The sequence below is a fragment of the Pseudomonas sp. LABIM340 genome (assembly GCF_040017195.2).
Classification (GTDB): domain Bacteria; phylum Pseudomonadota; class Gammaproteobacteria; order Pseudomonadales; family Pseudomonadaceae; genus Pseudomonas.
Window position 1 is genome coordinate 102,090 of sequence record NZ_CM200227.1, and the last position, 13,486, is coordinate 115,575.

The window sequence follows — 13,486 nt, forward strand, 5'->3', positions numbered from 1 at the left end:
GCGACCGGGGCAACGAACTTACCAGTACAGTTACGGCGAGCCTGCAGAGTGTGGCTCAGTTGTACTGTTGAATCAGCGCCAGAACGGCTTGTTCAGTTCGGCGTAACGCTGGGCTTCGCTGATACCGGCGTCGGCCAGCAGGCGGGAGTCCAGGCGAGCCAGCTGACGGCGGCTTTCCATGCGGCGCTGCCACAGGCGAACGGTGCCGACGAAGCCACGATGGGCGCTGGAGGTGCTACGGGTAGTGCTCAGAGCTGCGGAACCGAGGGTACGTTCCATGGTGGTCATCCTTCTCGCTTGTGGCGAGTAGTCAGTTGCTGAATGGATTGAGCATATGATCTGACTTTTTGGTCAGAGATGACAGGTACAGTTGCACTGAATTGCGGCTGGTCAGACGATTGTAATTTTGAACTGTAATGGTCTTTTTCGGGGCGAACTGTACCGTTGCGCTCCATTCTGGTGCGCAATTGGCGGGTGTCTGAGGCTTTTTGCAGGTGCCGGCCAGGTTGGCGGCGGGGGAAGCTGAACAGTTGGTGCGGGATAAAAATCTGTTCAGGAGTGTTTTTACGTGGTTTTTTTCCGGCTGTAAACCCTTGCGGGCCATTCATTGCTGAATGACCCGCAAAGCGTCTGGAATCAGCTCGCCGCCAGCATGTGGCCGCGTTCTTCCAGATTGATATGCCACTCCAGGGCCTCGCGCAGGATGTGCGGAGTATGGCCGCCGCGCTCGCAGGCGGCATCGAAGTAACTGTTCAGGGCGTCGCGGTAGGACGGGTGCACACAGTTGTCGATGATCACCCGCGCGCGCTCGCGCGGTGCCAGGCCACGCAGGTCGGCCAGGCCGACTTCGGTGACGAGGATGTCCACGTCGTGCTCGGTGTGGTCGACGTGGCTGACCATCGGCACCACGCTGGATATGTTGCCGCCCTTGGCGATGGACTTGGTGACGAAGATGGCCAGGTGCGCGTTGCGGGCGAAGTCGCCCGAGCCGCCGATGCCATTCATCATCTTGGTGCCGCCCACATGGGTGGAGTTCACGTTGCCGTAGATGTCGAATTCCAGCGCGGTGTTGATGCCGATGATGCCTAAGCGACGGACCACTTCGGGGTGGTTGGAGATTTCCTGCGGGCGCAGCACCAGCTTGTCCTTGTAGCGCTCCAGGTTGCCGAACACGTTGGCGTTGCGGCGGGTCGACAGGGTGATGGAGCTACCCGAGGCGAAGCGCAGCTTGCCGGCGTCGATCAGGTCGAAGGTCGAGTCCTGCAGTACTTCGGAGTACATGGTCAGGTTCTCGAAGGGCGACTCGATCAGGCCGCACATCACCGCGTTGGCGATGCTGCCGATGCCGGCCTGCAGCGGGCCGAGGCTGTTGCTCATGCGGCCGGCATCCACTTCACGCTTGAAGAAGTCGATCAGGTGGTTGGCGATGCCCTGGGTCTCGTCGTCCGGCGGCAGCACGGTGGACGGGGAGTCCGCCTGGTCGTTGACGACGATGGCGACGATCTTTTCCGCCGGGATCGGGATGGCGGTACTGCCGATGCGGTCGTCGACCTTGGTCAGCGGGATCGGCGTGCGGGTCGGACGGTAGGTCGGGATGTAGATGTCGTGCAGGCCTTCCAGGTTGGTGTTGTGCGCGACGTTGATCTCGACGATCACCTGCTTGGCGAAGATCGCGAAGCTGGCCGAGTTGCCCACCGAAGTGGTCGGCACGATATGGCCTTCCTCGGTGATGGCGACGGCTTCGATGACGGCGATGTCCGGCAGCTTGAGCTGGTGGTTGCGCAGCTGCTCGACGGTCTCGGAGAGATGCTGGTCGATGAACATGACTTCGCCGGCGTTGATCGCCTTGCGCAGGGTGCTGTCGACCTGGAAGGGCATGCGACGAGCCAGCACGCCGGCTTCGGTAAGTTGCTTGTCGAGGTCGTTGCCCAGGCTGGCGCCGGTCATCAGGCTGATGCGCAGCGGCTCCTGCTTGGCGCGCTCGGCGAGGGCCTTGGGTACGGCTTTGGCTTCGCCGGCGCGGGTGAAACCGCTCATGCCGACGGTCATGCCGTCCTTGATAAGGGCCGCGGCCTGGTCGGCAGTCATCACCTTGTCCAACAGGGAGGACATACGCACGCGATCACGGAACATGGGAAAACCTCGGGCAGTAGGAAGTGCGAGGCGGCCAGTCTAGGGACTCGGCGATTTTTGGCTCTTATACCAAGGTCGAAAAATCGCCCGGCCGGGGCCTTCTTACTACCAATGTCCAGCGCTTTTCATGTTGCCGGAAAGCAAGACACCGGCGCGAGGCCGGTGTCTTGTGGATCGACGGTCGTCTTATTCGACGGCCTTGACCATGTCTTCGATGACTTTCTTGGCATCGCCGAAGACCATCATGGTCTTGTCCAGGTAGAACAGTTCGTTGTCCAGGCCGGCGTAGCCGCTGGCCATCGAGCGCTTGTTGACGATCACGGTCTTGGCCTTGTAGGCCTCGAGGATCGGCATGCCGGCGATCGGCGACTTCGGATCGTTCTTCGCGGCCGGGTTCACCACGTCGTTGGCGCCCAGTACCAGCACCACGTCGGTCTGGCCGAACTCGGAGTTGATGTCTTCCATCTCGAACACCTGCTCGTAAGGCACTTCGGCCTCGGCCAGCAGGACGTTCATGTGGCCCGGCATACGACCGGCAACCGGGTGGATGGCGAACTTCACGTTGACGCCGCGATGGGTCAGCTTCTCGGCCAGTTCCATCAGCGCGTGCTGGGCACGGGCCACCGCCAGGCCATAGCCGGGAACGATGATCACGCTGTCGGCGTTGGTCAGCAGGAAGGAGGCGTCGTCGGCCGAACCGGATTTCACCGGGCGGGCTTCTTTCGCACCTGCCGGGCCGCCAGCGTCCGCTTCGGCGCCGAAACCACCGAGGATGACGTTGAAGAACGAGCGGTTCATCGCCTTGCACATGATGTAGGAGAGGATCGCGCCCGAGGAGCCCACCAGGGAACCGGCGATGATCAGCATCGAGTTGTTCAGCGAGAAGCCGATACCTGCCGCGGCCCAGCCGGAGTAGGAGTTCAGCATCGACACGACTACCGGCATGTCCGCGCCACCGATCGGGATGATGATCAGCACGCCGAGGATGAAGGCCAGGGCCAGCATCACGACGAAGGCGGTGAGGTTACCGGTGAACATGAACAGCAGGCCCAGGCCCAGGGTGGTCAGACCCAGCACCAGGTTGAGCATGTGCTGGCCGGTGAACTGCACCGGGGCGCCCTGGAACAGGCGGAACTTGTACTTGCCCGACAGCTTGCCGAAGGCGATCACCGAACCGGAGAAGGTGATGGCGCCGATGGCGGCGCCGAGGAACAGCTCCAGGCGGTTACCGGTCGGGATGGTGTCGCCCAGGTTCTGCACGATGCCCAGCGACTGCGGCTCGACCACGGCGGCGATGGCGATGAACACGGCGGCCAGGCCGATCATGCTGTGCATGAAGGCGACCAGTTCCGGCATCTTGGTCATCTCGACGCGCTTGGCCATGATCGAACCGGCGGTGCCGCCGACCAGCAGGCCGATGATCACGTAGACGATGCCGGTAGTGGCTATCTCGCTGCTGATCTTGAACACCAGGGCGACGGTGGTCAGGGCGGCGATGGCCATGCCGATCATGCCGAACAGGTTGCCGCGACGCGACGTGGTCGGGTGCGACAGGCCTTTCAGGGCCTGGATGAAGCAGACCGAGGCGATGAGGTAGAGGAGGGTGACGAGGTTCATGCTCATGTCAGTGCTTCTCCGCCTTCGGCGCTTTCTTCTTGAACATTTCCAGCATGCGGCGGGTGACCAGGAAGCCACCGAACACATTCACTGCAGCCAGGGCCACGGCCAGGGTGCCCATGGCCTTGCCCAGCGGGGTGACAGTCAGGGCGGCGGCCAGCATGGCGCCGACGATCACGATGGCCGAGATGGCGTTGGTCACTGCCATCAGCGGGGTGTGCAGGGCAGGGGTGACATTCCAGACCACGTGGTAGCCGACGTAGATCGCCAGCACGAAGATGATCAGGTTGTAGATGCCGTGGGAGATCAGCATGTCTTCCATAGTTTCTCACCGGTCTTCAGGGCCGGACGCGGGGTCCGGCGCGTTCTTATATAAGAAGGGCTTCAGCCGTTCTTGCGCACGATCTGGCCATCACGGCACATCAGGCACGCGGCGACGATGTCGTCTTCCATGTTCACCGTGAAGCCTTCGGCAGTCAGGGTGAGCTTGAGGAAGTCGAGCAGGTTGCGTGCGTAGAGTGCAGAGGCGTCTGCCGGCACCAGCGCGGCCAGGTTGCTCAGGCCGACGATGGTTACGCCGTGCTTGATCACGACCTGGTCTGCCTCGGTCAGCGGGCAGTTGCCGCCCTGGGATGCCGCGAGGTCGATGACCACCGAGCCCGGCTTCATTTCGGCGACAGTCGCCTCATGCAGCAGGGTCGGTGCCTTGCGGCCCGGAATCAGTGCGGTGGTGATGACGATGTCGGACTGCTTGGCGCGCTCGTGCACGGCCTTGGCCTGGCGCTCCATCCACGAGGCCGGCATCGGGCGGGCATAACCGCCAACACCTTCGGCGCACTCGCGCTCTTCGTCGGTCTCGTAGGGTACGTCGACGAACTTGGCGCCCAGGGACTCGATCTGCTCCTTCACCGCCGGGCGTACGTCTGACGCCTCGATCACCGCACCCAGGCGCTTGGCCGTGGCGATGGCCTGCAGGCCGGCAACGCCGGCGCCGAGGATCAGCACGCGGGCGGCCTTAACGGTGCCGGCGGCGGTCATCAGCATGGGCATGAAGCGCGGGTAGTGATGGGCAGCCAGCAACACGGCCTTGTAGCCGGCGATGTTGGCCTGGGAGGAGAGCACGTCCAGGCTCTGCGCGCGGGAAGTACGCGGCGCGGCCTCGAGGGCGAAGGCGGTGACACCGCGTTCGGCCATGCGGGCGATGTTCTCGTTGTTGAACGGGTTGAGCATGCCGATCAGCACGGTACCCGGCTTCATCTGCGCCAGCTCGCTTTCGCTGGGCGAGACAACCTTCAGCACAAGCTCCGAACCGTAGGCATCGGCGGCAGTGCCGATCTTCGCGCCAACGGCTTCATAGGCGGCATCCGGCTGGCTGGCGCTGACGCCCGCACCGCTCTGAATGACGACCTGATGGCCCTGCCCGATCAGTTTCTTGACCGTCTCCGGCGTTGCTGCGACCCGCGTCTCACCGGCTTGGGTCTCGAGGGGTACACCGATCTGCACTTGCAAATCTCCTGCGTGATCCTGGGATTGTCCGGGTTACTACGTCGGCGACCCGGGTTATCTAACTGGCAACGGTCTAATTCTTATTCTGTGACCGGGCTGTGACCCGGTGGCCGCGGCATTGTGCAATCGAACCTGGAGGGCATCAAGAAGTTCTGGAGTGGTACTAAGCGATAACTACAAGTCACGTTTGGACCCGTAGTTTTCCGGTCGCCACCGAGGCCGCGTGGGCCCTGGCGTTTAGCCTAATTGCCTATTGTGACCGGACGGAAATGTCATCCTCGCCGTGAATGACCACCCATCAGAGGCTCCCCATGCCCACCGAAAGGCCCGGTAATCCTGCAACAGGCTCAGGCATAGGTGTTAATTAATGTTTCTAATATGGAGTATGAGTCATTCCTGATGCCTGATTTCCTGTAGCAGATTTTTTACATTGACTACGGGGTCAGGAAATTTGTCGGGAAGCTTCAAGGCCGCGTGTTACACCGCGCCAGAGCCCTGAGAAGAGGTTTAGCAGAAAGTTCGGATTTGTCCGGGGAACGCGGGAGTGACACGGAAAAAACAACGGCCACCTTTATCGGGTGGCCGTTGGGGGTGAGACACGGTGTCGCGGGTCAGTTGCTGGCGCCGACTACGCCGGGCAGCTGGGCGACCAGCTTGTCGTTGTGCAGCGGGGCGCGGATGAAGCCGTGCTGGGTGTTGTCCGGGCCGATGATGACCAGGTTGCCGCTGTGGTCGACGGTGTAGTTGGGCTTGCTGGTGTCGGCCGGGATGTAGGGGATGCTCATGGCGTTGGCCAGCTTCTGCACGTTCTCTTCCGAGCCGGTGATGCCCTTGAAGCCAGCATTGAAGAAGCCGAGGTATTCCTTGATGCGCGGCGCGGTATCGCGGTGCGGGTCGACGCTGACGAACACCACCTGCAGGTTCTTCGCCACTTCCGGCGGCAGCTTGGTCTGCAGTTCGCGCAGTTGCGCCAGAGTGGTGGGGCAGACGTCCGGGCAGAAGGTGTAGCCGAAGAACAGCAGGGACCACTTGTCCTTCAGGCTGGCGGTCTGGAACGGCTGGCCGTCCTGGTCGGTGAACGCGAGGTCGGGGACGCTGCGGGTCTGCGGCAGGATCACGATGCCGGCGTCGAGCAGCACGGTCGGATCGAGCTGGTGGCGCTGGTTGAGCACCTTCTGCACGGTGAGGCCGAGGATCAGGGCGACGATGGCGACGAGGATGAAGACAGTCTTGTTGACTCGGGACATGGGGTTCTCGTGGGTCGGGACGTCTGGGCTTGAGGCTGCTGTTCGCACCGCGCCCCTGCCTGGCAGGGGCGCGGCGAAGTTTGCGAGCAAGCTTGCTCCTACAAGGGAGTTCCCTTTAGCAGCGAGCTTGCTCGCGAACCCTCAGTAGTTCAGGTGCAGCGGCAGGTAGTGGTCCACCAGCAGCGCAATGAACAGCAGGAACAGGTAGGCGATAGAGTACTTGAAGGTCTTGATCGCCGCATGGGGTCGGCTGCCGCAGTAGAGCGCCCAGGCCCAGTCGAGGAAGCGCGCGCCCAGGGCAAGCGCGGCGAGCAGGTAGACCAGCCCGGCCATGTGGATGGCGAAGGGCATCAGCGTCACGGCGAACAGCACCAGGGTGTAGAGCAGGATGTGCAGCTTGGTGTAGTGCTCGCCGTGGGTCACCGGCAGCATCGGGATGTCGGCCTTGGCGTATTCGTCCTTGCGGTGCAGGCACAGCGCCCAGAAGTGCGGCGGGGTCCAGGCGAAGATGATCAGCACCAGCAGCAGCGGTTCGGCGGAAATCTGCCCGGTCACCGCGACCCAGCCCAGCAGTGGCGGGGCAGCGCCGGCGAGACCGCCGATGACGATGTTCTGCGGCGTGGCGCGCTTGAGAAAGCCGGTGTAGAGCGCCGCGTAGCCCAGCAGCGAAGCCAGCGTCAGCCAGGCCGTCAGTTCATTGGTGAACACCAGCAGCACCGCCATCCCGGCTACCGACAGCAACATGGCGAAGCCCAGCGCGATGGGCGGCGAGACGCGTCCTTCGGCCAGCGGGCGCTTGTGGGTGCGCGCCATGATCGAGTCGATGCGCCGGTCCACCACGTGGTTCACTGCTGCCGCGCCGCCGGCGCACAGGCCGATACCGAGGTTGCCGAAGACCAGCACCTGCCAGGGCACGCCGGCCTTGGTGGCGAGCAGCATGCCGATCAGCGAGGTGATCAGCATGAGCAGGACCACCTTGGGCTTGGTCAGTTCGAGCAGGTCGCGCCAGCTGGCTTGGCTGGAAGTGCTGATGACGCTGGCCATGGGCATTTCTCCTGACTTCTTCATAGGGGGCCGGCACGCCGTGGCGCCGGCCTTCGTGCTCAACCGTGCAAGGTCACCCCTGCGAGGGATACGCCACCGGGCGCTCCAGGGCGTCCAGGGTGATCGGGCTGCTGGCAGGCAGCTCGACGTGTTTCGCCGCGGGCGCGCGCACCCGGTAATTCACCAGTACCAGCATCAGCAGCAGGAACGCGCCGCCGCCGTTGTGCGCCACCGCTACCGGCAGCGGCAGGTGCAGCAGCACGTTGCTGATGCCCAGGCCGATCTGCAGGGACAGCCCCAGCAGCATCAGTGCGGTAATGCCGATCAGGCCGTGGCGCTGGAGGTTCCAGGCCAGCAGCAGGATCACCGCGGTCACGCACAGCGCGCCCATGCGGTGGGTCATGTGGATGGCCGTGCGGGCGTCGCTGTCGAGCTGGCCGCCGAGGTAGTTCGGGCCAATGTGCTGGGTGAGGTGGAAGCCGTTGGCGAAGTCCATGTTCGGCCACCACTCGCCGTGGCACATCGGCAGGTCGATGCAGGCCACCGCCGCGTAGTTGCTGCTGACCCAGCCGCCGAGGGCGATCTGCCCGATCACCATCAGCAGGGCCAGGGCTGCCAGCGCGCGTAGCTTCGACGGCAACTGCAGCGGGGCGAAGGCGCCGGACAGGCGCAGGCTGAGCAGAAACAGCAGTGACAGCGTGGTGAAGCCGCCCAGCAGGTGCGCGGTGACCACCTGCGGCCAGAGCTTGAGGGTGACCGTCCACATGCCGAAGGCTGCCTGGGCGATCACCACCGCGAGCAGTACCAGCGGCAGGCGCATCGGTTGGCCGTCGCGGCCGCGGCGCAGCAGTGCATGCACCGCCAACCCGAGAATCAGCAGGCCAAGGCTGCCGGCGAAGTAACGGTGGATCATCTCGTTCCAGCCCTTCTGCGCCTCCACCGGCGAGTCGGGGAAGTGCATTTCGGCGTGGGCCAGTTGTGCCTCGTTCAGCGGCACGTGGACGAAGCCGTAGCAGCCGGGCCAGTCCGGGCAGCCGAGGCCGGCGTGGGTCAGGCGGGTGTAGGCACCCAGCAGGATGACCACGAAGGCCAGCGCCGTGGCCAGCACGGCGAGGTAGAAGGCGGGTTTGCGTCTTGCCTGGATCATGCGTCGCTCCCGATCTTGTTGTTGTCGTGGGGCTGGCGATGTCTCGACCGGCTTAACCGATGTTCGAAAGTTTCAGCAGCAGCTGCAGGTCCTTGAGGATCGACTTGCCGTTGGCCTTGGCGTCGTAGCGCAGCACCAGGTTGCCATGGGGGTCGACGATCCACAGTTGCGGTTGAGCGCCGGTGTGCTGGTTGGGTGTCAGGCCCAGACGCTGCAGGCGCGGGTAGTCCTTGTCGAGCAGGCCGGTGAACTCGGCTGGCAGCGGCTTGGCAAAGGCCAGGGCGTGCTCGGCGCGGCTGGCTTCGCGGCCCAGGCCGATGTTGATCTGGCGCGCCAGGTAGACCAGTTGCTGGCAGTCGCTGGCGCAGGTTTCCGGTGCGGTCACCAGCAGTTGCCACTGGTCGCTGGCCTTGTCGTCCTGCACGCCGAGGTCGGCCGGGGTCTGCCCGGTGGCGATCAGGTCGCCGTGGTAGCTGCGGCCGTCCGGCACCCAGAACTGCAGCTTGTACATGGCGGTGGCGAGCAGCATCGGCCCCAGCACCATGCCGAGGATCAGCAGCAGTTGCACACGCCCGCGGCGGCGGGCAGTGGGGTCAGGCAGAGTCATTGCGGTCATGGTCGAAGGTCTCCCGTGCGCGACGGATGCCGAGGTAGAGGTAAAGGGCGGAAAGCGCGATGGCCAGAGCGAACCACTGCACGGCGTAGCCGACGTGGCGCTCCGGCGGCATGGCGACGATCGGCCAGTCGGTGTCGAAAGCGGCGTCGCCCGGCTCCAGGCGGATTTCCAGCGGGCTGCCTTCGCGGCCGAGCTGGTCCCACAGGAACGGGGCGTCCACCTGGGTGATCAGGCGCGGCCAGCCGGCGAGCGGAGCGCTCGGGCCGGCGGGCAATGGGATGTAGGTCCAGGCGTCCAGCAGCAGGTCGTGGCTGGGCGTATCGATCTTCGGCGGCACGCGGCGGTCGGGCCAGGGCACCCAGCCGCGATTGACCAGCAGCCACTGGTGGCCGACGCGGTCGAAGAAGGGCTGCAGCACCTCGACGCCGGCCTGGCCGTTGCGGGTGCGGTTGTCGAGCAGGGCGGTGTGTTCGGCGTCGAGCTGGCCTTGCAGGCGCACCCGAACGTAGCTGCGCGGCGGCTGGCGCTCGAGCTCGGCGATGCTGATCGGGTCCTGCTGGCGCTGCATTTCGGCGGCGGCGAGGAGGGTGCGTTTTTCGGCGGCGCGGGAGAGTTGCCAGAAGCCCAGGCCGATCAGCACCGGCAGCAGTGCGAGGACCACCAGGGTCGGCGCAATGCCCGGCCGGAAGGCGCGTGTGGCGCGGCCTTGCCGCTCTGGATCAGAGCCGTGCTCAGATGCGTGCTGGCTATACTGCAAGACATCCCCCTCAACCCCAGTCCCCTGCGGACAGGAGGCCGGTAGTGCTCAAAGCTGCGATCGTTCTGTTGTTGCTGGCGACCGTCGTCAGTCTGTTCAGTGGCCTGTTCTTTCTGGTCAAGGACGAGGGCCATGGTTCGCGGGTGGTCAACGCGCTGACCGTGCGTGTCACCCTGACTGCCCTGACCGTCGCTCTCATCGCCTGGGGTTTCTTCAGCGGCCAACTCGGCAGCTCCGCCCCCTGGCACTTCTGATCTCAAAAAGGCGCGGGCCAAGGCCCGCGCCACCGCGCTTCACAGCACGTAAACGAAGATGAACAGCCCGATCCACACCACGTCGACGAAGTGCCAGTACCAGCTGGCCGCCTCGAAGCCGAAGTGTTTGTCGGCGTCGAAGTGCCCCCGAATGATGCGGATCAGCATGATGCTCAGCATGATCGCGCCGATGGTCACGTGGGCGCCGTGGAAGCCGGTGAGCATGAAGAAGGTCGCGCCGTAGATGCCCGAGCCCAGAGTCAGCCCCAGCTCGCTATAGGCCTCGTGGTACTCGTAGGCCTGCAGCACGATGAAGCAGGCCCCTAGCGCCACGGTCGCCGCCAGCCACATTTTCAGCGGGCCGCGATGGTTCTTCTTCAGCGCATGGTGGGCGAAGGTCACGGTGAAGCTGGAGGTGACCAGCAGCAGGGTGTTGATCAGCGGCAGCTTCCACGGATCGATCACTTCCTTGGGCGGCGGGAACAGCTTGTTGTCCGGGTTGTTCAGCTGTGGCCAGCCGGTTTCGAACTGCGGCCAGAGCATGTGCGAGATGCCGTGGTGACCTTCGCCGCCCAGCCATGGGTTGACGAAGTGGCGCACGTAGAACAGCGCGCCGAAGAAGGCAGCGAAGAACATTACCTCCGAGAAGATGAACCAGCTCATGCCCCAGCGGAACGAGCGGTCCATCTGCGGGCTGTAGAGCCCGCCGCGGCTTTCCTTGATGACATTGCCGAACCAGCCGAACAGCATGTACGCCAGGATCAGCCCGCCAGCGAAGAAGATCCACGGGCCGTGGGAGTGCTCCTTGCCGGCGCTCATGTCGTTCATCCAGGTGCCGACGCCAAACATCGTCACCAGCATGCCGATGGTGGCGATGATCGGCCACTTGCTCTGCGCGGGGACGTAATAGGGATCGTGGGTTGCCATCTCTCTTGTTCTCCTTTGCCCTTCAGCGCTCGTTACTGGCCACGGGTGGCTTGCGGGCAGTGATGTCGAACAGCGTGTAAGCAAGCGTCAGGTGACGCACATCCTTGGGCAGGTCGCGGTCGACGATGAAGCGCACCGGCATTTCGATGCGCTCGCCCGGCTGCAGTACCTGCTGGGTGAAGCAGAAGCATTCGGTCTTGTGGAAGTAGGTGGCTGCCACCGACGGCGCGATGCTCGGGATCGCCTGGGCGGTCATCGGCTTGTCGGTGGGGTTGTAGGCGACGAACAGCATCTGGTTCACCGCGCCGGGATGCACCACCAGCTGCTCGGCCTCGGGATGGAATTCCCAGACCATGTCGATGTTGTTGTTGGCGACGAACTGGATCTTCACCTCGCGCGACTGATCGACCACCTGGCCGTCGCCCTGGTAGGCGCTGCCGGAGGTCTTGCCGTTGATGCCCAGTGCCTTGCACATCACGTCGTACAGCGGCACCAGGGCGAAGCCGAAGGCGAACATGGCGACCACGGCTATGACCAGCCGGGTCACCAGCTTGCGCGTTTCGATGTTGCCGTCGCTCATGGCTTGCTCCTCCACCGCGGGAGCGGCCGATGCCGCTCCCGCCGCTGTGGGTTCACTTCACTTCCGGAGGCGTGCTGAAGGTGTGGTACGGCGCCGGCGAGGGAATGGTCCACTCCAGGCCTTCCGCGCCATCCCACGGCTTCGCCGGTGCCGGCTTGCCGCCCTTGATGCACTTGATGACGATGAACAGGAACAGCAGCTGCGTGGTGCCGAACATGAAGGCGCCGATGGACGAGACCATGTTGAAGTCGGCGAACTGCAGGTTGTAGTCCGGAATCCGCCGCGGCATGCCGGCAAGCCCGACGAAGTGCATCGGGAAGAACGCCATGTTCATGCCGATGAAGCTCATCCAGAAGTGCAGCTTGCCCAGGGTCTCGTCGTACATGTGGCCGGTCCACTTCGGCAGCCAGTAGTAGGCCGAGGCGAAGATGCCGAAGATCGCGCCGGGCACCAGCACATAGTGGAAGTGCGCCACCACGAAGTAGGTGTCCTGGTACTGGAAGTCCGCCGGGGCGATGGCCAGCATCAGCCCGGAGAAGCCGCCGATGGTGAACAGGATGACGAAGGCCACGGCGAACAGCATCGGCGTCTCGAAGGTCAGCGAGCCCTGCCACATGGTCGACGCCCAGTTGAACACCTTCACCCCGGTGGGCACGGCGATCAGCATGGTCGCGTACATGAAGAACAGCTCGCCCACCAGCGGGATGCCCACCACGAACATGTGGTGCGCCCACACGACGAAGGACAGGAAGGCGATCGAGGCAGTGGCGTAGACCATCGAGGTGTAGCCGAACAGCGGCTTGCGGCTGAAGGCCGGAATGATCGAGCTGACGGCGCCGAACGCCGGCAGGATCATGATGTACACCTCGGGGTGGCCGAAGAACCAGAACACGTGCTGGAACAGTACCGGGTCGCCGCCGCCGGCCGCGCTGAAGAAGCTGGTGCCGAAGTGGATGTCCATCAGCATCATCGTCACGCAACCCGCCAATACCGGCATCACCGCGATCAGCAGGAAGGCGGTGATCAGCCAGGTCCAGACGAACAGCGGCATCTTCATCAGCGTCATGCCCGGGGCGCGCAGGTTGAGGATGGTGGCGATCACGTTGATCGCGCCCATGATCGAACTCATGCCCATCAGGTGGATGGCGAAGATGAAGAAGGTCACGCTGTGTGGCGCGAAGGTCGTCGACAAGGGCGCGTAGAAGGTCCAGCCGAAGTTCGGGCCGCCGCCGGGCATGAACAGGGTGCTCACCAGCAGGCCGAAGGCCGCCGGCAGCAGCCAGAAGCTGAAGTTGTTCATGCGCGGCAGGGCCATGTCCGGCGCGCCGATCATCAGCGGCACCATCCAGTTGGCCAGGCCGACGAAGGCCGGCATCACCGCACCGAAGACCATCACCAGGCCGTGCATGGTGGTCATCTGGTTGAAGAACGCCGGCTCGACGATCTGCAGGCCCGGCTGGAACAGTTCGGCGCGGATCACCATGGCGAAGGAGCCGCCCAGCAGGAAGGCGCAGAAGCTGAACCACAGGTACAGCGTGCCGATGTCCTTGTGGTTGGTGGTCAATACCCAGCGCATCAGGCCCTTGGCGGGGCCGTGGTGGTGGTCGCCGGCGTGAGAATGGTCGGGGTGATCGATCACTGTACTCATCGCGGCCTCC

15 protein-coding genes are annotated in these 13,486 nt (G+C 64.1%); 1 reads left to right on the plus strand and 14 read right to left on the minus strand.

The genetic code is table 11. The features are described from left to right. Positions 1 to 72: 72 nt before the first annotated feature. From ABKS89_RS00495 to ABKS89_RS00545, 11 genes are all read right to left on the minus strand, one after another. Complete coding sequence (locus ABKS89_RS00495) at positions 73 to 279, minus strand: DUF1127 domain-containing protein (RefSeq protein WP_138213368.1); 207 nt, start codon at positions 277 to 279, stop codon at positions 73 to 75. Between the two features lie 5 nt (positions 280 to 284). Continuing rightward, positions 285 to 608, minus strand: a complete 324-nt coding sequence (locus tag ABKS89_RS00500) for a hypothetical protein (RefSeq protein ID WP_348588720.1) — start codon at positions 606 to 608, stop codon at positions 285 to 287. 28 nt (positions 609 to 636) lie between these two features. Continuing rightward, positions 637 to 2,133, minus strand: coding sequence for a succinyl-CoA:acetate CoA-transferase ScpC (gene scpC, locus ABKS89_RS00505; RefSeq protein ID WP_348588718.1), 1,497 nt, complete (start codon positions 2,131 to 2,133; stop codon positions 637 to 639). A gap of 186 nt (positions 2,134 to 2,319) precedes the next feature. Then, complete coding sequence (locus ABKS89_RS00510) at positions 2,320 to 3,756, minus strand: NAD(P)(+) transhydrogenase (Re/Si-specific) subunit beta (protein ID WP_081518899.1); 1,437 nt, start codon at positions 3,754 to 3,756, stop codon at positions 2,320 to 2,322. Position 3,757: 1 nt separating this feature from the next. Then, on the minus strand, positions 3,758 to 4,072 hold the full coding sequence (locus ABKS89_RS00515) for an NAD(P) transhydrogenase subunit alpha part 2 (RefSeq protein WP_015474896.1): 315 nt from the start codon (positions 4,070 to 4,072) through the stop codon (positions 3,758 to 3,760). 62 nt (positions 4,073 to 4,134) lie between these two features. Next, a complete protein-coding gene (locus tag ABKS89_RS00520) occupies positions 4,135 to 5,253 on the minus strand; it encodes a Re/Si-specific NAD(P)(+) transhydrogenase subunit alpha (protein WP_348588717.1) in 1,119 nt (372 codons plus the stop codon). Between the two features lie 614 nt (positions 5,254 to 5,867). After that, positions 5,868 to 6,503 (minus strand): SCO family protein, encoded by a 636-nt coding sequence (locus ABKS89_RS00525; protein ID WP_138213364.1) that lies wholly within the window; start codon positions 6,501 to 6,503, stop codon positions 5,868 to 5,870. 141 nt (positions 6,504 to 6,644) lie between these two features. Then, on the minus strand, positions 6,645 to 7,547 hold the full coding sequence (cyoE, locus tag ABKS89_RS00530) for a heme o synthase (protein WP_081518896.1): 903 nt from the start codon (positions 7,545 to 7,547) through the stop codon (positions 6,645 to 6,647). Between the two features lie 73 nt (positions 7,548 to 7,620). Beyond that, on the minus strand, positions 7,621 to 8,694 hold the full coding sequence (locus ABKS89_RS00535; protein WP_348588716.1) for a COX15/CtaA family protein: 1,074 nt from the start codon (positions 8,692 to 8,694) through the stop codon (positions 7,621 to 7,623). 52 nt (positions 8,695 to 8,746) lie between these two features. After that, positions 8,747 to 9,310 (minus strand): PA_0111/PP_0108 family redox-active disulfide protein, encoded by a 564-nt coding sequence (locus tag ABKS89_RS00540; protein ID WP_138213362.1) that lies wholly within the window; start codon positions 9,308 to 9,310, stop codon positions 8,747 to 8,749. Continuing rightward, positions 9,288 to 10,067, minus strand: coding sequence for an SURF1 family protein (locus tag ABKS89_RS00545; protein WP_348588715.1), 780 nt, complete (start codon positions 10,065 to 10,067; stop codon positions 9,288 to 9,290). The genes ABKS89_RS00540 and ABKS89_RS00545 overlap by 23 nt, the downstream gene beginning before the upstream one ends. Positions 10,068 to 10,111: 44 nt before the next feature. On the opposite strand from ABKS89_RS00545, the gene ABKS89_RS00550 reads away from it, so the two are divergent. Further along, positions 10,112 to 10,321 carry a twin transmembrane helix small protein gene (locus ABKS89_RS00550; protein WP_015474903.1) on the plus strand — a complete coding sequence of 70 codons (210 nt, stop codon included), beginning with the start codon at positions 10,112 to 10,114 and terminating at the stop codon, positions 10,319 to 10,321. 39 nt (positions 10,322 to 10,360) lie between these two features. On the opposite strand, the gene ABKS89_RS00555 is transcribed toward ABKS89_RS00550, so the two are convergent. From ABKS89_RS00555 to ctaD, 3 genes are read right to left on the minus strand one after another with little or no spacing between them, the layout of a single operon-like run. Beyond that, the gene (locus tag ABKS89_RS00555) at positions 10,361 to 11,248 is read right to left on the minus strand and encodes a cytochrome c oxidase subunit 3 (RefSeq protein WP_138213360.1); all 888 of its coding nucleotides are present in this window, start codon (positions 11,246 to 11,248) and stop codon (positions 10,361 to 10,363) included. A gap of 22 nt (positions 11,249 to 11,270) precedes the next feature. Then, complete coding sequence (locus tag ABKS89_RS00560; RefSeq protein ID WP_081518891.1) at positions 11,271 to 11,828, minus strand: cytochrome c oxidase assembly protein; 558 nt, start codon at positions 11,826 to 11,828, stop codon at positions 11,271 to 11,273. Between the two features lie 52 nt (positions 11,829 to 11,880). Then, complete coding sequence (ctaD, locus tag ABKS89_RS00565; RefSeq protein WP_138213358.1) at positions 11,881 to 13,476, minus strand: cytochrome c oxidase subunit I; 1,596 nt, start codon at positions 13,474 to 13,476, stop codon at positions 11,881 to 11,883. Positions 13,477 to 13,486: the final 10 nt, after the last annotated feature.